The organism is Pseudomonas sp. NPDC085632 (assembly GCF_044541255.1).
Taxonomy (GTDB): Bacteria; Pseudomonadota; Gammaproteobacteria; order Pseudomonadales; family Pseudomonadaceae; genus Aquipseudomonas.
Genome location: NZ_JBITSX010000030.1, coordinates 14,551 through 34,607, shown reverse-complemented (window position 1 = coordinate 34,607; position 20,057 = coordinate 14,551). Strand labels below are relative to the sequence as shown.

At 60.5% G+C, this 20,057-nt stretch carries 16 protein-coding genes and 1 other RNA gene; 11 read left to right on the top strand and 6 right to left on the bottom strand.

The window, feature by feature from the left end; genetic code table 11:
* Position 1: 1 nt before the first annotated feature.
* The 5 genes from smc to ffs all read left to right on the top strand — a co-directional run bounded on the left by smc (position 2) and on the right by ffs (position 8,683).
* Complete coding sequence (gene smc, locus ACIF4X_RS18760) at positions 2–3,490, top strand: chromosome segregation protein SMC (RefSeq protein ID WP_397483267.1); 3,489 nt, start codon at positions 2–4, stop codon at positions 3,488–3,490.
* Between the two features lie 260 nt (positions 3,491–3,750).
* Complete coding sequence (gene zipA / locus ACIF4X_RS18755; protein WP_397483266.1) at positions 3,751–4,614, top strand: cell division protein ZipA; 864 nt, start codon at positions 3,751–3,753, stop codon at positions 4,612–4,614.
* A gap of 161 nt (positions 4,615–4,775) precedes the next feature.
* Positions 4,776–7,133, top strand: coding sequence for an NAD-dependent DNA ligase LigA (gene ligA / locus ACIF4X_RS18750; protein ID WP_397483265.1), 2,358 nt, complete (start codon positions 4,776–4,778; stop codon positions 7,131–7,133).
* A 155-nt stretch (positions 7,134–7,288) separates the two neighbouring features.
* Positions 7,289–8,452: a putative zinc-binding metallopeptidase gene (locus ACIF4X_RS18745; protein ID WP_397483264.1), complete on the top strand. Its 1,164-nt coding sequence runs from the start codon at positions 7,289–7,291 to the stop codon at positions 8,450–8,452.
* A 134-nt stretch (positions 8,453–8,586) separates the two neighbouring features.
* Positions 8,587–8,683, top strand: an RNA gene (gene ffs, locus ACIF4X_RS18740) — signal recognition particle sRNA small type.
* A 195-nt stretch (positions 8,684–8,878) separates the two neighbouring features.
* Here the strand turns inward: ffs and ACIF4X_RS18735 are convergent.
* Positions 8,879–9,628 (bottom strand): substrate-binding periplasmic protein, encoded by a 750-nt coding sequence (locus tag ACIF4X_RS18735; RefSeq protein WP_397483263.1) that lies wholly within the window; start codon positions 9,626–9,628, stop codon positions 8,879–8,881.
* 145 nt (positions 9,629–9,773) lie between these two features.
* Here ACIF4X_RS18735 and dnaX point away from each other — a divergent pair, with 145 nt between their 5' ends.
* The 5 genes from dnaX to ACIF4X_RS18710 all read left to right on the top strand — a co-directional run bounded on the left by dnaX (position 9,774) and on the right by ACIF4X_RS18710 (position 15,520).
* Positions 9,774–11,876 (top strand): DNA polymerase III subunit gamma/tau, encoded by a 2,103-nt coding sequence (dnaX, locus tag ACIF4X_RS18730; protein WP_397483262.1) that lies wholly within the window; start codon positions 9,774–9,776, stop codon positions 11,874–11,876.
* A 66-nt stretch (positions 11,877–11,942) separates the two neighbouring features.
* Positions 11,943–12,281, top strand: a complete 339-nt coding sequence (locus ACIF4X_RS18725) for a YbaB/EbfC family nucleoid-associated protein (RefSeq protein ID WP_016984747.1) — start codon at positions 11,943–11,945, stop codon at positions 12,279–12,281.
* Between the two features lie 194 nt (positions 12,282–12,475).
* On the top strand, positions 12,476–13,510 hold the full coding sequence (locus ACIF4X_RS18720) for an NADP-dependent oxidoreductase (RefSeq protein ID WP_397483261.1): 1,035 nt from the start codon (positions 12,476–12,478) through the stop codon (positions 13,508–13,510).
* Positions 13,511–13,576: 66 nt separating this feature from the next.
* Complete coding sequence (gene recR / locus ACIF4X_RS18715) at positions 13,577–14,179, top strand: recombination mediator RecR (protein ID WP_077571853.1); 603 nt, start codon at positions 13,577–13,579, stop codon at positions 14,177–14,179.
* A gap of 192 nt (positions 14,180–14,371) precedes the next feature.
* Positions 14,372–15,520, top strand: coding sequence for an acyl-CoA dehydrogenase family protein (locus tag ACIF4X_RS18710; RefSeq protein ID WP_397483260.1), 1,149 nt, complete (start codon positions 14,372–14,374; stop codon positions 15,518–15,520).
* Between the two features lie 90 nt (positions 15,521–15,610).
* Here ACIF4X_RS18710 and ACIF4X_RS18705 read toward each other — a convergent pair whose 3' ends face one another.
* Positions 15,611–16,159, bottom strand: coding sequence for an adenine phosphoribosyltransferase (locus ACIF4X_RS18705; RefSeq protein WP_003223345.1), 549 nt, complete (start codon positions 16,157–16,159; stop codon positions 15,611–15,613).
* Positions 16,160–16,237: 78 nt separating this feature from the next.
* Positions 16,238–16,972 carry a fumarate/nitrate reduction transcriptional regulator Fnr gene (gene fnr, locus ACIF4X_RS18700; protein ID WP_007918332.1) on the bottom strand — a complete coding sequence of 245 codons (735 nt, stop codon included), beginning with the start codon at positions 16,970–16,972 and terminating at the stop codon, positions 16,238–16,240.
* Between the two features lie 154 nt (positions 16,973–17,126).
* Here fnr and ACIF4X_RS18695 point away from each other — a divergent pair, with 154 nt between their 5' ends.
* Positions 17,127–17,609 carry a hypothetical protein gene (locus ACIF4X_RS18695; RefSeq protein ID WP_397483259.1) on the top strand — a complete coding sequence of 161 codons (483 nt, stop codon included), beginning with the start codon at positions 17,127–17,129 and terminating at the stop codon, positions 17,607–17,609.
* Here ACIF4X_RS18695 and hemN read toward each other — a convergent pair.
* The 3 genes from hemN to ccoS all read right to left on the bottom strand — a co-directional run bounded on the left by hemN (position 17,606) and on the right by ccoS (position 20,047).
* Complete coding sequence (gene hemN / locus ACIF4X_RS18690) at positions 17,606–18,988, bottom strand: oxygen-independent coproporphyrinogen III oxidase (RefSeq protein WP_397483258.1); 1,383 nt, start codon at positions 18,986–18,988, stop codon at positions 17,606–17,608. The two genes, ACIF4X_RS18695 and hemN, sit on opposite strands and share 4 nt — an antisense overlap.
* 170 nt (positions 18,989–19,158) lie before the next feature.
* Entirely contained in the window at positions 19,159–19,842 is a 684-nt protein-coding gene (locus tag ACIF4X_RS18685; protein WP_016984739.1) for a sulfite exporter TauE/SafE family protein, read from the bottom strand.
* A complete protein-coding gene (gene ccoS / locus ACIF4X_RS18680; RefSeq protein WP_016984738.1) occupies positions 19,835–20,047 on the bottom strand; it encodes a cbb3-type cytochrome oxidase assembly protein CcoS in 213 nt (70 codons plus the stop codon). The genes ACIF4X_RS18685 and ccoS overlap by 8 nt, the downstream gene beginning before the upstream one ends.
* Positions 20,048–20,057 lie beyond the last annotated feature (10 nt).

Below are 20,057 nucleotides of genomic sequence, written 5' to 3'. Positions count from 1 at the left end.
CGTGCGGCTCAAGTGCATCAAACTGGCGGGATTCAAATCCTTCGTCGACCCGACCACGGTGAACTTCCCCAGTAACATGGCGGCGGTCGTCGGGCCGAATGGTTGCGGCAAGTCGAACATCATCGATGCCGTACGCTGGGTGATGGGCGAAAGTTCGGCGAAGAACCTCCGTGGCGAATCGATGACCGACGTCATCTTCAACGGTTCGACCAGCCGCAAACCGGTGAGCCAAGCGAGTATCGAGCTGGTTTTCGACAACTCCGACGGCACCTTGCTCGGTGAATACGCGGCCTACGCGGAAATCTCGATTCGCCGTAAAGTCACCCGCGACAGCCAGACCACCTATTACCTCAACGGCACCAAATGCCGTCGTCGCGACATCACCGATATTTTCCTCGGCACCGGTCTCGGTCCGCGCAGCTATTCGATCATCGAACAGGGGATGATCTCCAAGCTGATCGAATCCAAGCCGGAAGACCTGCGCAACTTCATCGAAGAAGCAGCGGGCATCTCGAAATATAAAGAGCGCCGTCGCGAGACCGAAAACCGTATCCGCCGCACCCACGAAAACCTCGCGCGTCTGACTGACCTGCGCGACGAACTCGAGCGTCAGCTGGAACGCCTGCACCGCCAGGCCGAAGCGGCGAAGAAGTACCAGGAATTCAAAGCCGAGGAGCGTCAGCTCAAGGCGCAACTGTCGGCCCTGCGCTGGCAGGATCTGAATGATCAGGTCGGTCAGCGCGAGTCGATCATCGGCACCCAGGAAATCAGTTTCGAAGCGCTGGTCGCCGAGCAGCGTAATGCTGACGCGGCCATCGAACGCCTGCGTGACGGTCACCATGACCTGTCCGAACGCTTCAATCTGGTGCAGGGGCGCTTCTATTCGGTCGGCGGCGACATCGCCCGGGTCGAGCAAAGTATCCAGCATGGCCAGCAACGTCTGCGGCAGTTGCAGGACGATCTGAAAGAAGCCGAACGCGCGCGTCTGGAAACCGAATCGCACCTGGGTCACGACCGCACCTTGCTGCTGACCCTCGGCGAAGAGCTGGACATGCTCACCCCCGAGCAGGAAGTCACCAGCGCTGCTGCCGAAGAGGCCGCTGCGGCGCTGGAAGATTCTGAATCGGTCATGCACGGCTGGCAGGAACAGTGGGACGCCTTCAACCTGACCGCCGCCGAACCGCGCCGTCAGGCCGAAGTGCAGCAGTCGCGCATTCAGCAGCTGGAAACCAGCATGGAGCGCCTCGCTGACCGGCAAAAGCGCCTCGGCGAAGAGCGCGCGTTGCTCTCGGCTGACCCGGAAGACGCGGCGATCATGGAACTCAACGAGCAGCTCGCCGAGTCCGAAGCGACGCTTGAAGATTTGCAGACCAGCGAAGAAGCGCAGGTCGAAAAGCTTGAACAACTGCGCCAGGAATTGCAGCAAGCGCTGACCGCGCAGCAACAGGCGCAGGGCGATTTGCAGCGCCTCAACGGTCGCCTCGCGTCTCTCGAAGCCTTGCAGCAAGCCGCGCTCGACCCAGGCACCGGCACCGCCGAATGGCTGAAGGAACACCACCTCGCCGAGCGCCCGCGTCTGGCCGAAGGCCTGAAGGTCGAGGCCGGTTGGGAGCTGGCGGTGGAAACCGTGCTCGGTGCCGATCTGCAAGCGGTGCTGGTCGACGATTTCAGCGGCTTCGATTTATCCGGGTTCACTCAGGGCGATTTGCGCCTGCTCAGCCCCGCCAGCGATGGCGTGCGCGTCGCCGGCAGCTTGCTGGACAAGGTCGACGCGCAGATCGATCTGTCGCCGTGGCTCGGTCAGGTCAAACCGGTCGATAGCCTTGAACAGGCCTTGGCCTTGCGCGGTCAGTTGAGCGCCGGTGAGAGTCTGATCAGTCGCGACGGTTACTGGGTCGGCCGGCATTTCCTACGCGTGCGTCGTGCCAGCGAAGCGGAGAGCGGCATGCTCGCCCGTGGTCAGGAAATCGAAGCGCTGCACCTTGAGCGCGAAGAGAAAGAAGCCACGGTCGAGGCCATGGAAGCCCGTCTGCAAACCCTGCGTGCGCAACAGCGTCAGCAGGAAAACGGCCGCGAACATCTGCGTCGTTTGCTGCAAGACGAAGCGCGTCAGCAAGGCGAACTGAAAGCGCAGTTGTCCGCTGGCAAAGCCAAGGCCGAACAGCTGACTCTGCGTCGTACCCGTCTCGATGAAGAGCTGGTCGAACTCGGCGAGCAACGCGAACTCGAGCACGAACAGATCGGCGAAGCGCGCATGCAATTGCAGGACGCGCTGGATGCCATGGCGCTGGACACCGAGCAGCGCGAGTTGCTGCTGGCCCAGCGCGACAGCCTGCGCGAACGCCTCGACCGTGTGCGTCAGGAAGCGCGGCAGCACAAGGATCACGCCCATCAATTGGCCGTGCGCCTCGGCTCGTTGCGCGCGCAGCACGACTCCACGCGCCAGGCCCTGGAGCGTCTGGAAATGCAGGCCGAGCGCCTGACCGAAAAACGCGAACAGTTGAGTCTGAACCTGGAGGAGGGCGAGGCACCGCTGGAAGAGCTGCGCCTGAAACTCGAAGAGCTGCTCGACAAGCGCATGACCGTCGACGAAGAACTCAAGACTGCGCAGATCGCTCTCGAAGATGCCGACCGCGAATTGCGCGACGCGGAAAAACGCCGGACCCAGGCCGAGCAGCAATCGCAGCTTATTCGCGGTCAGCTCGAGCAGCAGCGCATGGAATGGCAAGCACTGACGGTGCGGCGCAAGGCTCTACAGGATCAATTGCTCGAAGACGGCTACGATCTAAACGGCGTGCTCGCGACATTAACTGCGCAAGCCAGTGAACGCGAAGCCGAAGAAGAACTCGAACGCATCAATGCGCGCATTCAGCGTCTGGGTGCGATCAACCTCGCGGCCATCGACGAATACACGCAACAGTCCGAGCGTAAGCGTTATCTGGATGCGCAGGATGCCGATCTGGTCGAAGCGCTGGAGACCCTTGAGAACGTAATCCGCAAGATCGACAAGGAAACTCGCAATCGCTTCAAAGATACCTTTGATCAGATCAATGGTGGTTTACAGGCACTTTTTCCAAAAGTTTTCGGTGGCGGACGGGCGTATTTGGAACTGACGGGCGAAGATCTACTCGATACAGGGGTAACGATCATGGCGCAGCCGCCAGGGAAGAAGAACAGCACCATCCATTTGCTCTCCGGTGGGGAAAAAGCCCTGACCGCGCTGGCACTGGTTTTTGCCATCTTCAAGTTGAACCCGGCGCCGTTCTGCATGCTCGATGAAGTTGACGCGCCGCTGGATGACGCTAACGTTGGACGCTACGCACGCTTGGTCAAAGAGATGTCGCAGACCGTGCAGTTCATCTATATCACCCACAACAAGATCGCCATGGAAATGGCCGAGCAGTTGATGGGCGTGACGATGCACGAACCGGGTTGTTCGCGACTGGTAGCCGTGGATGTCGAGGAGGCGATGGCGATGGTGGACGCCTGAGTCAGCGTGGTGTCGGAAAGGTAATTAAGAGCTGTAGGACTTTTTTACCGCGTTCGACTTGCTGGCCAATCGACATATTCGCGCAAGCCAAATGAGACAGACGGTGTAAAGTTGTCTTTGGTCGTGCTAGTTTAATGTCAATTTTTCGTATACGTGGGCAAAACGCCTGTCAGAACATAGAGTTGGCGCCACGTTTTAAAGCGGTTTGCACAATGTAAACCCCTTATTTTTCAGCATTTTTTATAGAGGCCCGGGATTACATGGAAATCGGTCTGCGCGAGTGGCTGATCGTCATCGGCATCATTGTGATAGCCGGTATTCTTTTCGATGGCTGGCGCCGTATGCGCGGCGGCAAGGGAAAACTGAAATTCCGTCTTGACCGAAGTCTGTCCAACCTGCCGGACGAGGACACCAGCGCGGAGCTGTTGGGCCCGGCCCGTGTTCTGGACAACCATAAAGAACCACAGCTGGACGAACACGATCTGCCGTCGGTGAGCATGCCGGCCCGCGAAGCACGCGAGCCTCGCGAGTCCGGCTCGAAACGTGGCAAGCGTGGCAGCAATGGCCCGGCGCAGGGTGACCTGAACCTCGACCTGGATCTGGACGGCGGCCCGAGCTTCAGCAGCCGTGACGACGACTTCGTAGAAGACACCAAGCCGTCGCCGGCCGTGGTCGACAAGGATCAGCCGCAAGCTGAAGAAGTATTGGTCATCAGCGTGATCTGCCGTGATGCCGCTGGCTTCAAAGGCCCGGCGCTGCTGCAGAACATTCTCGAAAGCGGTCTGCGTTTCGGTGAGATGGATATCTTCCATCGCCACGAAAGCATGGCCGGCAACGGTGAAGTGCTGTTCTCCATGGCCAACGCGGTCAAGCCGGGCATCTTTGATCTGGACGACATTGACCATTTCAGCACTCCGGCGGTGAGCTTCTTCCTCGGCCTGCCAGGCCCGCGTCATCCGAAGCAAGCCTTCGATGTGATGGTGGCTGCAGCCCGCAAGCTGTCGCAGGAATTGAACGGCGAGCTGAAAGATGACCAGCGCAGCGTTCTGACCGCGCAGACCATCGAACACTACCGTCAGCGCATCGTCGAATTCGAACGTCGCGCCCTGACCCAGAAGCGCTAAGGCCAAGATCAAAAGATCGCAGCCTCGTTTCACTCGACAGCTCCTACAGGATTGCGATGTCTGTAGGCGCTGACGAAGGCTGCGATCTTTTGCTTCTGCTGCCAGAGATAGATGAATTAGAGCAGCCTCGGCTGCTCTTTTGCTTTATGAGAGAACACCCCATGACCGCCGCCAAAAACCGCATTCTTGAGCTACGCGCTGAACTCGATCAGCACAACTACCGTTATCACGTCCTCGACGAGCCGAGCATTCCGGACGCCGAGTACGACCGGTTGTTCCACGAGCTCAAGGCGCTGGAGGCGGCCAATCCGGAACTGATCACCAGCGATTCGCCGACACAGCGCGTCGGCAGCGTGGCGCTGACCGCGTTCACTCAGGTGCGTCACGAAGTGCCGATGCTCAGTCTCGGCAACGCCTTCGAAGAAACCGACATGCGCGAGTTTGATCGCCGCGTCACCGAAGGTCTGGATCTGCCGGCGGGCGATCTGTTCGGCGGCAGTGCGGCGGTGGAGTACAGCTGCGAGCCGAAACTCGATGGCCTGGCGGTCAGCCTGCTCTATCAGGACGGCGTGCTGGTGCGCGGCGCCACGCGCGGCGACGGCACCACTGGCGAAGACATCAGCGTCAACGTGCGTACCGTGCGCAACATCCCGCTGAAGCTGCACGGCGAAGGCTGGCCGGCGACCCTGGAAGTGCGCGGTGAAGTGTTCATGTCCAAGGCCGGTTTCGAGCGGCTCAACGCCTCGCAACTGGAAATCGGCGGCAAGACCTTCGCCAATCCACGCAACGCTGCGGCCGGCAGCCTGCGCCAGCTCGATTCGAAGATCACTGCTAACCGTCCGCTGGAGTTCTGCTGCTACGGCATCGGTCAGGTCTCCCACGATATTGCCGACACGCACATCGGCAACCTCAAGCAATTGCAGACATGGGGCATGCCGATCAGTCACGAACTGAAACTGGCCAAGGGCATCGACGAATGCCTCGATTACTACCGCGACATCGGCGCGCGCCGTAACTCGCTGACCTATGAAATCGACGGTGTGGTGTTCAAGGTCAACAGCATTGCCGACCAGCGCGAGCTGGGCTTCCGCGCCCGCGAACCGCGTTGGGCGATCGCGCATAAATTCCCGGCGATGGAAGAACTCACTGAGCTGCTCGACGTCGAGTTTCAAGTCGGTCGTACCGGCGCTGTCACCCCGGTCGCTCGTTTGAAACCGGTCAAGGTCGCCGGTGTCACCGTGGCCAACGCCACGCTGCACAACATGGATGAAGTCGCGCGTCTGGGCCTGATGATCGGCGACACCGTGATCATTCGCCGCGCCGGTGATGTGATTCCGCAAGTGGTCCAGGTGGTTCTGGAGCGTCGTCCGGAAAACGCACGGCCGGTGGCGATTCCCGAGAGCTGCCCGGTCTGCGGTTCCCACGTCGAACGCACGCAACTGATCAAACGCAGCAAAGGCAAGGAAACCATCAGCGAAGGCGCTGTGTATCGCTGCGTTGGCCGTCTGGCCTGTGGTGCGCAACTGAAGCAGGCGATCATCCACTTCGTCTCGCGCCGCGCGATGGACATCGAAGGCTTGGGCGACAAGAGCGTCGAGCAGTTGGTCGATGAAGGTCTGGTCAGTTCGCCGGCCGACCTGTATGCGCTGAAGTTCGATGACATTGTCGATCTGGAAGGCTTTGCCGAAGTCTCCAGCAACAAGCTGCTGGCGGCGATTGAAGACAGCAAGAAGCCGGGGCTGGCGCGCTTCATCTATGCGCTGGGGATTCCCGATGTCGGCGAGGAGACGGCCAAGGTGCTGGCGCGCTCGCTGGGTTCGCTGGAGCGCGTACAGCAGGCGCTGCCGCAAGTGCTGACCTACCTGCCGGACGTGGGGCTGGAAGTGGCGCACGAGATTCATAGCTTCTTTGAAGATGCGCATAACCAGCAGGTGATTACCGAATTGCTCGGCCATGGTTTGCAGATTCAGGATCAGGGTGAGCTGGGCGCCGAATTCGCGGCCAGCACCACGCTGGGTGGTTTCCTCGACAAGCTGCACATTCCTTCGGTGGGACCGGGTGGCGCGCAGAAACTGGCGGACAAGTTCGGCTCGCTGGAAGCAGTGATGAATGCCGACTGGCTGGACATGCGTCAGGCGTTGCCGGAGAAGCAGGCGAATTCGGTTCGCGAATTTTTTGCTGTTCCTGAGCATCGTCAAATAGCTGAAGAGTCCGAAAAACAACTGCGTGATTTCGGCATGCACTGGCAGAGCGAGAAGAAAGTCGTCGAAGGTTTGCCGCTGTCCGGCGAGACCTGGGTGCTGACCGGCAAGGTCGAGTTGATGAGCCGTGATGTCGCCAAGGAGCATCTGGAAAGCCTGGGGGCGAAAGTCGCAGGTTCGGTGTCGGCGAAGACCCATTGTGTGGTCGCAGGGCCCGGCGCTGGCTCCAAACTGACCAAGGCCAATGAGCTGGGTGTGAAGGTGATGGACGAAGAAACCTTCATCGCCTTCCTGAAAACCCACGGTATCTCCGCCTGAGTGATCGTTCCCACGCTCCCGCGTGGGAATGCCGCCCCGGACGCTCCGCGTCCGCTGTGACGCGGAGCGTCACTGGATGCATTCCCACGCAGAGCGTTGGAACGATCAACCCGCAGGAATGATCTAGTCTTGGCAAGCCCCAGGGAGAGATCGCCATGCACCGCTTTTTCGAGCAGCTCAGTTCTCGCATCATCGCGCCGTTCATGGGCGAATCCTCACGCAACAGCAAAGTCTGGCCGTGCCGCTGCGGCCAGTCGCTGTTCTTTCGCAACAGCCAATGCTTGGCCTGTAACGCATTGCTCGGTTATCAACCGGAAGAAAGTCGCCTGACTTCGCTGCAAGCGGGGCCATACGAGGGCACGTGGACGCTCGACGCCGATCCCGATGCTGGGCTATTTCGCCGCTGCGCCAACCTCGACACAGCCGCCGCGTGCAACTGGCTGCTGCCGGCCAACGACCACGACAGCCTGTGCGTCGCTTGCAGCCTTAACCGCACCATCCCTGACTTGTCTGATCCAGACAACCCTGAGCGCTGGCGCAAAGTCGAAATCGCCAAGCGGCGTCTCGTCGCGCAATTGATTACCCTCGGCTTGCAGGTCATCCCGAAAACCGTGGATGAAGACACCGGCCTTGCCTTCGATTTCATCGGCGTCGACCTCGAAGGCAACGCGCCGATGACCGGCCACGCCAACGGCCTGATCACCCTCGACATCAAGGAAGCCGACGACGCCCACCGCGAGCAGGTGAGGGCGCAGATGCACGAACCGTATCGCACGCTGCTCGGGCATTTTCGCCATGAAGTCGGCCACTACTACTGGGATCGACTGATCGCCAACGGCCCATGGCTCGGCTCGTTCCGCAGCCTGTTCGGCGATGAGCGCACCAGTTACGCCGAGGCCCTTGATCGTCATTATCAACAAGGCGCACCACTCGACTGGCCGCAGCACTACGTCAGTGCCTACGCAACCATGCACCCGTGGGAAGACTGGGCGGAAACCTGGGCGCATTACCTGCACATGATGGACGCGGTCGACACCGCGTTGGGCTTTGGCATGAGCGCACGGGAAATGGATTTCGACTATCAGCCGTTTCCGCCCAGCACGCTGTACGACCCGGAGCATCCCGGCGGCGAGGCGTTTCTGTCGTTCGTCAACGCGTGGATCGAACTGGCGGGCATGCTCAATGAGTTGTCACGCAGCATGGGCCAGCCGGATTTCTACCCGTTCGTGCTGCCGGCGCCAGCGATTGCCAAGCTGCACTTCATTCATCTGGTGATCCAGCAAGCGGGCGGCCGGGCGGATGAGGTTCTGGCTTTGTAAGAGCTGTCGCAGGCTGCGATCTTTATGTCCTTGAACCCGTTCATATTTTTAATCTGCAACCAACGGTTGTAACTTCGTCTCAGATAGGTACAATGGCGCGGCTCGCCGACAGGCAAGCGTCGTTATGGTGACCCCATCGGTCCCCCCGCAACGATTACCCGTGAACCTGGTCAGAGCCGGAAGGCAGCAGCCACAGCGGGAACATTGTGTGCCGGGGTGTGGCTGGTGGGGTTACCACCTTAACGAACAATCGAACGCTTCAACCAGAACTGCATGGGTTTCGCCCACTGCGGTTTTTTTGTGTCTGCGATTTACCCAGCGCCCTGAGTCAACTGTGGGAGCGAGCCTGCTCGCGAAGGCGTCAGACCTGCCAGAGATAAGTTGACTGTGAGACCGCTTTCGCGAGCAGGCTCGCTCCCACAGGGGTTATGGGGTGGCTTCAGGGGAGCCGGTGTAAAGCCGGATAATCTGATCAATCTCCCCCGACATTTTCATCCGCAGCAACGTGCGCAAAATGCGCTGCACCGGTACTTTCGGATCATTCCTCACATAGCAGCCGACTTTCTGCTCCTGCAACACCGCGACACCTTGCAACTGCTTTTCAGGCATCAAGCGTTGATTGAACCAGTCCAGCGTCCACTGATTACTCACCGCATAGCGATAACGCCCGGCCAGCAGCTTCTCCAGCACTTGCTCCTGATTACGCGCATCTTCGCGTTGCAGTCGATCAGCATCAAACAGCGGTTGCAGGGTCGGGTAGGTGTAGCCGAGGACGGTGCCGATGGATTGGCGGGGCAAATGCGCGGGGTCGGCGCTGGCGGGCTGATCCTGGCGGCTGATCAATAGATCGCGCTGAAAGAACAGCGGAAGACTCCAGATGTAATCCCCCGACTGATTCGGCAGCCACGACTGCGCGGCATAGCAGCGCACATCTATTTCGCCATGCTCCATGGAAGTCTGCACGCGGGCGCGGGGCAGGACGTGAAACTCGGCCGGTACGCCGACCTGCGTGGCCAGGCTGAGCATCAGGTCGTAAAGGATGCCCTGAGTCGGGCGCCCGCGCTCGAATTGCACCATCGGCATCGCCCAGCTGTCAGGCATGGCGAAGCGCAACGGGGTTTCCGCTGCCGTCACGTTCAGGCTGATTCCCAGCAACGCCCCCACGGCCCACCGCATAAACGCTCCGGTAATTCCCGATCCCGAGCCGATAAAAGCCTCTGCTGATGCAGCTTAGCCATATTAGACGAGGACACCGGATGCAATTTTGCCCTTGCTCCGCTAGCATTAGCCGCTTCAGCTTCCTTCGTTGCGACGGTTTTCGATGAGTTATCAGGTTCTTGCACGTAAATGGCGTCCGCGCTCGTTCCGCGAAATGGTCGGCCAGACCCATGTGCTCAAGGCTCTGATCAATGCCTTGGACAGCCAGCGGCTGCACCACGCGTACCTGTTCACCGGTACGCGCGGAGTGGGTAAAACCACGATTGCGCGGATCATTGCCAAATGCCTGAACTGTGAGACAGGTATCACTTCCAGCCCGTGCGGCGAGTGCTCTGTGTGCCGTGAAATCGATGAGGGGCGCTTCGTCGACCTGATCGAGATCGACGCCGCGAGCCGCACCAAGGTCGAAGACACCCGTGAACTGCTCGACAACGTGCAGTACGCGCCGAGCCGTGGGCGCTTCAAGGTCTACCTGATCGACGAAGTGCACATGCTTTCCAGCCATTCCTTCAATGCGCTGCTGAAAACCCTCGAAGAGCCGCCGCCGTACGTCAAGTTCATCCTCGCGACCACTGACCCGCAGAAACTTCCGGCAACGATTTTGTCGCGCTGCCTGCAGTTCTCGCTGAAGAACATGACGCCGGAGCGCGTGGTCGAGCATTTGACCCACGTATTGACCGCCGAAAACGTGCCGTTCGAAGACGATGCACTGTGGTTGCTCGGTCGCGCCGCTGACGGTTCGATGCGAGACGCCATGAGCCTGACCGATCAGGCGATTGCCTTCGGTGAAGGCAAGGTGCTCGCCACCGACGTGCGGGCGATGCTCGGCACGTTGGATCATGGTCAGGTGTATGACGTCCTGCATTCGTTGATCGAAGGTGACGCCAAGGCATTGCTCGAGGCCGTGCGTCACCTGGCCGAGCAAGGCCCGGACTGGAACGGCGTGCTGTCGGAAATTCTCAACGTGCTGCACCGCGTGGCCATCGCTCAGGCGCTGCCGGAAGGTGTCGACAACGGCCATGGCGACCGCGATCGCGTGTTGGCCTTGGCGCAGGCCTTGCCGGCCGAAGACGTGCAGTTCTATTACCAGATGGGCTTGATCGGTCGCCGCGATTTGCCGTTGGCGCCGGATCCGCGCGGCGGTTTCGAAATGGTCCTGCTGCGAATGCTCGCCTTCCGGCCGGCAGATACGGCGGACGCCCCGAGGCAACCGCTAAAGCCAGTGGGGATCAGCCAGGCCACAGTTGATTCCGCAAACTCAGTGGCTGCCGCGCCTAAACCTGCGCCGGTAGTCGCTGAGGCGGTTGCGCCGGCGCCAGCGCCAGTGGCTGCACCTGCGCCGGCTCCCGAGCCTGCACCGGTTGCTACTGTTGCTGCGCCAGAGCCTGAGCCTGAGCCAGTGCCCGTCGTCGCTGAAGAGGTGGTCGACCTGCCGTGGAATGATCCGGTAGAGACTGCGCCCGAAGCCGAGCTCGAGCCTGAACCGGCCCAGCAACCCGCCGTCGAACCTGTACTGGAAACCGCCGCCGAGCAACCCGAGTTGCCGCCGATGCCGTTGCCGACCCCGGACAGCGTCGTCCCGGAAGCGCCAGAATGGGCCGCCGCGCCGATTCCCGAGCCGTCGGTCGCCGAGGTCGATGCAGCCACACCGGGCATGGACCTGGACGACGAGCCGCCGCTGGACGAGGATTACATCGAGCCGGACATGGATTCGGCTTACAGCTACCTCGACGAACTGGCCAGCGAACACGCCGCCGAGCCAGCCCCGGAGCCCGAGCCAGAACCGGCGGCGGCGCCGGCCACAGGTCTGGCGTTGCAATGGCTGGAGCTGTTCCCGAAACTGCCGATCTCCGGCATGACCGGGAGCATCGCCGCCAACTGCACGCTGATCGCCGTCGATGGCGACCATTGGCTGATGCACCTCGATCCGGCGCACAGCGCACTGTTCAACGCTACGCAGCAGCGACGCCTGAACGATGCCTTGAACCAGTTCCACGGTCGCACGCTGAGCCTGACCATCGAACTGATCAAGCCCGAGCAGGAGACCCCGGCCCAGGCCGCGTCCCGTCGGCGTGCCAACCGTCAGCGCGAGGCGGAGGAGTCGATTCACGGTGATCCGTTCATCCAGCAGATGGTTCAGCAGTTCGGCGCGGTGGTGCGACACGATACTATTGAACCTGTCGACGCCTTGGTCGCCCAGGGCTAATAACTGAAGGTGCCCGGCCTTGCTGGCCGGGCGCTGTTTTGATCCAAGTACTTTGAGGTGATTCCCATGATGAAAGGTGGCATGGCCGGCCTGATGAAGCAGGCGCAGCAGATGCAGGAAAAAATGGCCAAGATGCAGGAAGAACTGGCCAACGCCGAAGTCACCGGTAAGGCCGGCGGCGATATGGTCACCGTGGTGATGACCGGTCGTCACGACGTGAAGAGCGTCAGCATCGACCCAAGCCTGGTTGAAGGCATGAGCGAAGACGACAAAGAGATGCTGGAAGCGGTAATCGCTTCTGCCGTCAATGACGCTGTGCGCAAGATCGAAAAGAACAGCCAGGATAAAATGGGCAACATGACCGCCGGCATGAACCTGCCAGCCGGTATGAAACTGCCATTCTGATTCGCCAATCGGCAGCAGATGAGCTACACAAAATGCCAGGCATTGCGCCTGGCATTTTTGTTTCTGGTTGATCGTTCCCACGCGGAGCATGGGAACGATCAATCCCGGCCAACTGAATAAACATCGAACGCGCAAAAGCCGCTACGGTCTGCTCCCTATACCCGCTGAATTCATCATTCACAGGAGACGCTGACATGTCCGACCCTCTTACCCTCAATCAACGCTTCGTTCTCGCCTCGCGCCCGGTTGGCGCACCGACACCGGAAAACTTCCGCCTCGAACGCGAAGCGCTGCCGGATCTTGCGGACGGTGAGGTGCTGCTGAAAACCCTCTATCTGTCCCTCGACCCCTACATGCGCGGACGCATGAGTGACGCTCCGTCCTACGCCGCGCCGGTACACATCGGCGAAGTGATGACCGGCGGCGCGGTCAGCCGTGTCGAGGACTCCCGTCATCCGAAGTTTCATAAGGGCGATCTGGTGGTCGGCGCCACCGGTTGGCAAAGCCACAGCATCAGCGACGGGCGCAACATCATCCCGATCCCTGCCGGGCTACCGAGCCCGTCGATGGCCCTGGGTGTTTTGGGCATGCCGGGTATGACCGCGTACATGGGTTTGATGGACATCGGTCAACCTAAAGAAGGCGAAACGCTAGTCGTAGCCGCTGCATCCGGAGCGGTGGGCTCGGTGGTCGGCCAAGTGGCGAAGATCAAAGGCCTGCGCGCGGTCGGCGTGGCCGGCGGTGCCGACAAATGCAAATACGTGGTCGAAGAACTGGGTTTTGACGCCTGCATCGATCACAAGGCTGCGGATTTCGCTGAACAGTTGACCAAGGCCTGCCCCAATGGCATCGACATCTATTACGAGAACGTCGGCGGTCATGTGTTCGATGCCGTGGTGCCGTTGCTCAACCCCAAGGCACGTATCCCGCTGTGCGGTCTGATCGCCGGTTACAACGCCGCCGAGGCGCCAAAAGGCCCGGATCGCCTGCCGATGTTGCAACGCACACTGCTGACCAAACGCGTGCGCATTCAGGGCTTCATCGTGTTCGATGACTACGGTGATCGTCAGCCGGAATTCATCAGTCACATGGTGCCGTGGGTGCGCGACGGCAAGGTGAAATTCCGTGAAGACGTGGTCGAAGGCCTGGAGCAGGCGCCTGAAGCGTTTATCGGTCTGCTTGAAGGGCGCAATTTCGGCAAACTGGTGGTGCGGGTTGCGCAGGACTGAGTATTTGACGCTGGCCAGAGGCGCGGGTATAAACCGCGTCTCGTTGTTTTGTCGGACTTTTTACCCATGAGCTTCAGCCCTTTGATTCGCCAACTGATCGACGCGCTGCGCACCTTGCCGGGCGTGGGTCAGAAAACCGCCCAGCGCATGGCGTTGCAGATGCTCGAGCGTGACCGCAGCGGCGGCCTGCGTCTGGCACAGGCCCTGAGCCAAGCCATGGAGGGGGTCGGCCACTGCCGCCAGTGCCGCACGCTGACCGAAGACGATTTGTGCCCGCAATGCGCCGATACCCGCCGCGACGACACGTTGCTCTGCGTGGTGGAAGGACCAATGGATGTGTATGCGGTCGAACAGACTGGCTTCCGTGGGCGTTACTTTGTGCTCAAGGGGCATTTGTCGCCGCTTGATGGTCTGGGGCCCGAGGCGATCGGCATTCCGCAGTTGATGGCGCGGATTGAGGAGGCGGGGACTTTTGCTGAAGTCATCCTTGCGACCAACCCGACAGTGGAAGGCGAGGCGACGGCGCATTACATCGCACAACTGCTGAGCAACAAAGGCCTGATCGCTTCGCGGATCGCCCACGGCGTGCCGTTGGGTGGCGAGCTGGAGCTGGTCGATGGCGGCACGCTGGCGCATTCGTTTGCCGGGCGTAAACCGATTTCCCTCTGATTTTGCAGCGTCTGAACTGACGCTTTCGCGAGCAAGCTCGCTCCCACATTGGTTTTGTGTCGTTTACAAATCCCCTGTGGGAGCGAGCTTGCTCGCGAAGGCGGCGACTCGGTTTTGCTGATTCACACAATCTGGTTGTAAACCAAGCAAGCGCTCGGTTAAGTTCGGCGAACCCTTCCGTGGAGCTCGCCCATGCCTGCCTTTCAGGAATACTTCGACCCCAGCCACCAAATGGTTCGCGACAGCGTCAGACGTTTCGTCGAACGCGAGATCCTGCCGGACATCGATCAGTGGGAAGAAGCCGAAAGCTTCCCCCGTGAGCTGTACCTGAAGGCGGGCGCGGCGGGCATCCTCGGCATCGGTTACCCCGAGGCGCTGGGAGGCAGCCATGCAGGCGATCTGTTCGCCAAGGTCGCCGCCAGTGAGGAGTTGATGCGCTGCGGTTCTGGCGGGCTGGTAGCGGGGCTCGGCTCGCTGGATATCGGCCTGCCCCCCATCGTCAAATGGGCGCGCCCCGAAGTCCGTGACCGCGTCGTGCCGCAAGTGCTCAGCGGCGAGAAAATCAGCGCCCTGGCGGTTACCGAGCCGGGCGGCGGTTCCGACGTCGCCAACCTGCAGACCCGCGCGTTGCGTGACGGCGATTTCTATCGGGTGAGCGGCAGCAAAACCTTTATTACCAGCGGCGTGCGCGCGGATTACTACACCGTCGCGGTGCGCACCGGTGCACCGGGTTTCGCCGGCATCAGCCTGTTGTTGATCGAGAAGGGCACGCCGGGCTTCACCGTCGGCCGGCAGTTGAAGAAAATGGGCTGGTGGGCGTCAGACACCGCTGAATTGTTCTTCGACGATTGCCGCGTGCCGGTGGGCAATCTGATCGGCGCCGAGAACATGGGCTTCGCCTGCATCATGGGTAACTTTCAGAGTGAACGGCTGGCGTTGGCGTTGATGGCCAACATGACTTCACAGCTAGCGTTGGAAGAGAGTCTGAAATGGGCGCGCGAGCGTGAAGCGTTTGGCAAGCCGATCGGCAAGTTTCAGGTGATCAAGCATCGCCTCGCCGAGATGGCCACGGCGCTGGAGGTCTCGCGCGAGTTCACTTACCGGCAAGCGGCGAAAATGGCGGCGGGGCAGAGTGTGATCAAGGAGATTTCCATGGCGAAGAACTTTGCCACGGACACCTCGGACCGGATCACCACCGAGGCGGTGCAGATTCTTGGCGGGTTGGGCTATATGCGCGAGAGTCTGGTGGAGCGGCTGTATCGGGATAACCGCATTCTGTCGATTGGCGGCGGGACGCGGGAGGTGATGAACGAGATCATCAGTAAGCAGATGGGGCTCTAAAGGCAAAAGATCGCAGCCTTCGGCAGCTCCTACAGGGAAACGCACATTCCAATGTAGGAGCTGCCGGAGGCTGCGATCTTTTGATCTTGATTATTTATCGGTCAGGGCAAACTGTGTCAGGCAGAAGGTAGGAATGCCCATGTCTTCAAGCCGCTGCGACCCACCCAGCTCCGGCAAATCAATAATCGCCGCTGCTTCATGCACCCGCGCACCCATCCGGCGAATCAGGTTGGCTGCCGCAATCAGCGTGCCGCCCGTGGCGATCAAGTCATCGAACATCACCACCGAATCGCCTTCACACAGGCTGTCAGCATGCACTTCCAGAAACGCTTCGCCGTACTCGGTCGCGTAACCTTCGGCCAACACGTCCGCCGGCAGTTTGCCTTGCTTGCGGAACAGCACCAGCGGCTTGTTCAACTGATAGGCCAGCACCGAGCCGATCAGGAAACCACGTGCATCCATCGCGCCGATGTGGGTGAAATCGGCTTCCACATAACGGTGGGCGAAGCTGTCCATCACCAGGCGCAGGGCCTTGGGCGACTGGAACAGCGGGGTGATGTCGCGAAAGATCACGCCCGGTTTCGGGAAGTCGATCACGGGGCGGATTAGCGATTTGATGTCGAAGGAGTCGAAGACCATCGTCGAGGTGTCCTGGCAGGGCTGCAAACGGCGCAGTATACCCGCGGCTGAAACGCTTCGCTCAACCGCGGATCGAGATCAGCCTTCGATCGAGCCACCGGCCAGCGCGCAGAGCTGGATCGGGTCGAGGATATGAATCTCCTTGCCCTCGGCGGCGATCAATTCGTTCTGCTGGAAACGGGTGAACACGCGGGACACGGTTTCTACCGCCAGACCGAGGTAGTTGCCGATTTCATTGCGCGACATGCTCAGGCGGAACTGGTTGGCCGAGAAGCCGCGAGCGCGGAAGCGTGCCGACAGGTTGACCAGGAAGGTGGCGATGCGCTCGTCGGCGGTTTTCTTCGACAGCAGCAACATCATTTGCTGGTCGTCGCGGATTTCACGGCTCATCACGCGCATCAACTGGCGACGCAGCTGCGGCAGTTGCAGGGCCAGTTCATCGAGGCGTTCAAAAGGGATTTCGCAGACCGAGGTGGTTTCCAGTGCCTGGGCGGAGACCGGGTGTTTCTCGGTGTCCATGCCGGACAGGCCGACCAGTTCGCTCGGCAGGTGGAAACCGGTGAGCTGTTCTTCGCCGCTGTCGCTCAGGCTGAAGGTCTTCAGGGCGCCGGAGCGTACTGCATAGACGGAATCGAACGTGTCGCCCTGGCGGAACAGGAACTCGCCCTTTTTCAGCGGGCGGCCGCGTTTAACGATTTCGTCCAGCGCATCCATGTCTTCCAGATTCAGAGAAAGTGGCAGGCAGAGAGGGGCCAGGCTGCAATCCTTGCAGTGAGCCTGGTTGTGAGCGCGCAGTTTAACTGGCTCGGACATTTCTTAGATCCTTGTGGGAAAACACACATAAGCCGTAAGGGTAACCCACGGGAGGACATTCAGGCCAGTCTGGGGCGACTTTGCCCTACAGCCATAAAGCCACAGGACCAGCAGCCGATAAACAGGTATCAAAGTGCATACAAGGAACGAATCGATGGCCGTCATTGGCACGCTGGGCCCCGGTAACAGCGACGTTGCGGCAATGCCGGAAACGTTTAAAACGGCGTCAGGCAATGCACGCGATCCAAGTTCGTCCGAAGAGGCAACCCCGACCTTGGTCGAGGGCGTCAAAGTGTCGCTGTCCGGTGCCTCGATTGAAAAGGCTGCCAGTACCGGTGGCGAAAACAGCGACATCGAAGACAGCGGGTTGCCGGAGAACATCCAGCAATTGCTGAAAATGATCCGCAAATTGCAAAAGCAGATTGCCGAGAAAAAGGCGCTCATCGAAGCGGTCATGGCCGACAAGCGCCTTTCCAACGAAGAAAAGATCATCAAGGTGGCCGCTCTGCGCGGCGCTATCGCCGCGTTGAATACGGGTCTGATCACCGCCAACCTGGCCTTGTCCAAAGTGGTGGGGCAGTCGGGCCTGACGGCGGATCAGAATATGAAGGTCGGTTCGCTGCTGATGAAAAACTAAATCACCCGCGAGAAACGCTGACGGTTCTGCTGTTCCAGATACGCATCGAACACCATGCACACCGAACGCACCAGCAAACGTCCCGCCGGCAACACTTCAATCCGCTCGCGATCCAGTTCGATCAAACCATCGCTGGCCATGCCTTGCAGCTGCGGCCACAGTGCGCCGAAGTAACCCTGGAAGTCGATGTTGAACTGCTGCTCGATCTCGGCGAATTCCAGACTGAAGTTGCAGATCAGTTGCTGGATCACCGCGCGGCGCAAGCGATCATCGGCGTTGCACACCAGGCCCCGGCTGGTTGCCAGTTGCGCGGCAGCGAGGGTGTTCTGGTACTCGTTGAGGTCGCTGCTGTTCTGGCAGTACAGATCGCCGATCTGGCTGATCGCGGAAACCCCCAGACCAATCAGATCGCAATGGCCGTGAGTGGTGTAACCCTGGAAGTTGCGTTGCAGGGTTTCTTCTTCCTGGGCAATCGCCAACTCGTCATCGGGCAGGGCGAAGTGATCCATGCCAATGTAGCGATAACCAGCGGCGGTGAGCTGTTCGATGGTGCGTTCGAGCATTTCCAGTTTCTGCGCAGGCGCCGGCAGTTCGTTGCCATCGATCCGCCGCTGCGGCATGAAGCGCTCCGGCAGGTGCGCGTAGTTGAACACCGAGAGCCGGTCCGGTTGCAGGCTGATGACTTCCTCGACGGTGCGGGCGAAATTTTCCGGGGTCTGCTTGGGCAACCCGTAGATCAAGTCGATATTGATCGAGCGAAATTGCAGGGTGCGCGCCGCATCGATCACCGCGCGGGTTTCCTCCAGACTTTGCAGGCGATTGACCGCGCGCTGCACCGCCGGATCGAGGTCTTGCAGGCCGATGCTGACCCGGTTGAAGCCGAGTTCGCGCAGCAGGCCCATGGTCGACCAGTCGGCTTCGCGCGGGTCGATCTCGATGCCGTAGTCGCCGGAGTCGTCGTCCAGCAGATTGAACTGCTTGCGCAGGTGCGCCATCAGCTGACGCAGTTCGTCATGGCTGAGAAAGGTCGGCGTGCCGCCGCCAAAGTGCAATTGCTCGACTTTTTGTGCCGGGTCGAGATGGCAGGCGATCAACTGGACTTCCTGCTCCAGCCGCTGCAAGTACGGCAGCGCGCGACCGCGATCCTTGGTGATGACCTTGTTGCAGGCGCAGTAGTAGCAAATGTTCGCGCAGAACGGCACATGCACGTACAGCGACAACGGGCGCAGGGATTTACGGCTGTCACGCAGGGCATGGAACAGGTCGAAAGTGCCGACTTGACTGTGAAATTGCACAGCGGTCGGATAAGAGGTGTAGCGCGGCCCCGCCAGGTCGTAGCGGCGGATCAAATCGGTGTCCCAACGAATGGCGTCGAGCATGCGGGCATTCCCCCGGATAGGCTGGCAGTGTGAGCGAGTCTATCGGGGTGCGGCGATGGGGCTGTTGATTTGCATCAACAGCACAGGATCAAAAGATCGCAGCCTGCGGCAGCTCCTACAGGGGGACACATTCCAATGTAGGAGCTGCCGCAGGCTGCGATCTTTTGCTCTTAATGCCCCATCAGCCAATGCTGGTGCGGCCCGGGCAATGTCCAGATCCCGAAAAGAATCACCAACAAACCTCCGGCCATGCGCACGCTGCGTTTGCGCAAAATGGCGGTGACGCGTTCTGCCGCAAGACCTGTGGCGAGCAACACTGGCCAAGTGCCGAGGCCAAACGCAAGCATCAACAACGCACTGTCCAGCGCATTGCCCTGACTCGCCGACCACAACAACGTGCTGTAAACCAGTCCGCACGGCAGCCAGCCCCACAATGCGCCAAGCAATAGCGCGCGAGGCAGACTCGACACCGGCAGCAAGCGATTGGCGACGGGTTGAATGTAGCGCCACAGCCCGCGCCCCAAACTTTCAATGCGCGTCAACCCGCTCCACCAGCCGGCCAGATACAAACCCATGGCAATCAGCAACAACCCGGCCAACACACGCATGAACAGCGCCGCCGGACTGTTCGCCACCGCCCACCCCGCGAGCCCGATCAGCAAGCCCGCCGTGGCGTAACTGAGAATCCGCCCAAGGTTATACGCCAGCAGCAAACGAAAGCGGCGGCTGCGCTGTTCTTTGGGAATCGCCAGGGTCAGCGCGCCCATCAAACCGCCGCACATGCCCAGACAATGACCGCCACCGAGCAAGCCGAGGATCAATGCCGATACCAGCAAGGGCGCCAGTTCAAGCATGGGGTGGGGCCTTGTCGTCCGGTTTGTTGGGGTTGGCTTCGTCCACCGCCGCCGTGTGGTTCGGATCCTGATCGTCGAACAGGATGCTGTGCGCCGGGCCGTCGAGGTCGTCGTACTGACCGCTGTCCACCGCCCAGAAAAAGATGTACACGGCGATGGCCACGATCAGCAGCGCGGCCGGAATCATCACGTAGAGAGCTGGCATCTGTACTCCA

What these genes read in the sequence shown, in the direction of transcription:
- zipA (WP_397483266.1), top strand. Translation starts at nt 3,751, where the DNA reads ATGGAAATCGGTCTGCGCGAGTGGCTGATCGTCATCGGCATCATTGTG.
- ligA (WP_397483265.1), top strand. Translation starts at nt 4,776, where the DNA reads ATGACCGCCGCCAAAAACCGCATTCTTGAGCTACGCGCTGAACTCGAT.
- ACIF4X_RS18745 (WP_397483264.1), top strand. Translation starts at nt 7,289, where the DNA reads ATGCACCGCTTTTTCGAGCAGCTCAGTTCTCGCATCATCGCGCCGTTC.
- ACIF4X_RS18735 (WP_397483263.1), bottom strand. Translation starts at nt 9,628, where the DNA reads ATGCGGTGGGCCGTGGGGGCGTTGCTGGGAATCAGCCTGAACGTGACG.
- dnaX (WP_397483262.1), top strand. Translation starts at nt 9,774, where the DNA reads ATGAGTTATCAGGTTCTTGCACGTAAATGGCGTCCGCGCTCGTTCCGC.
- ACIF4X_RS18725 (WP_016984747.1), top strand. Translation starts at nt 11,943, where the DNA reads ATGATGAAAGGTGGCATGGCCGGCCTGATGAAGCAGGCGCAGCAGATG.
- ACIF4X_RS18720 (WP_397483261.1), top strand. Translation starts at nt 12,476, where the DNA reads ATGTCCGACCCTCTTACCCTCAATCAACGCTTCGTTCTCGCCTCGCGC.
- recR (WP_077571853.1), top strand. Translation starts at nt 13,577, where the DNA reads ATGAGCTTCAGCCCTTTGATTCGCCAACTGATCGACGCGCTGCGCACC.
- ACIF4X_RS18710 (WP_397483260.1), top strand. Translation starts at nt 14,372, where the DNA reads ATGCCTGCCTTTCAGGAATACTTCGACCCCAGCCACCAAATGGTTCGC.
- ACIF4X_RS18705 (WP_003223345.1), bottom strand. Translation starts at nt 16,159, where the DNA reads ATGGTCTTCGACTCCTTCGACATCAAATCGCTAATCCGCCCCGTGATC.
- fnr (WP_007918332.1), bottom strand. Translation starts at nt 16,972, where the DNA reads ATGTCCGAGCCAGTTAAACTGCGCGCTCACAACCAGGCTCACTGCAAG.
- ACIF4X_RS18695 (WP_397483259.1), top strand. Translation starts at nt 17,127, where the DNA reads ATGGCCGTCATTGGCACGCTGGGCCCCGGTAACAGCGACGTTGCGGCA.
- hemN (WP_397483258.1), bottom strand. Translation starts at nt 18,988, where the DNA reads ATGCTCGACGCCATTCGTTGGGACACCGATTTGATCCGCCGCTACGAC.
- ACIF4X_RS18685 (WP_016984739.1), bottom strand. Translation starts at nt 19,842, where the DNA reads ATGCTTGAACTGGCGCCCTTGCTGGTATCGGCATTGATCCTCGGCTTG.
- ccoS (WP_016984738.1), bottom strand. Translation starts at nt 20,047, where the DNA reads ATGCCAGCTCTCTACGTGATGATTCCGGCCGCGCTGCTGATCGTGGCC.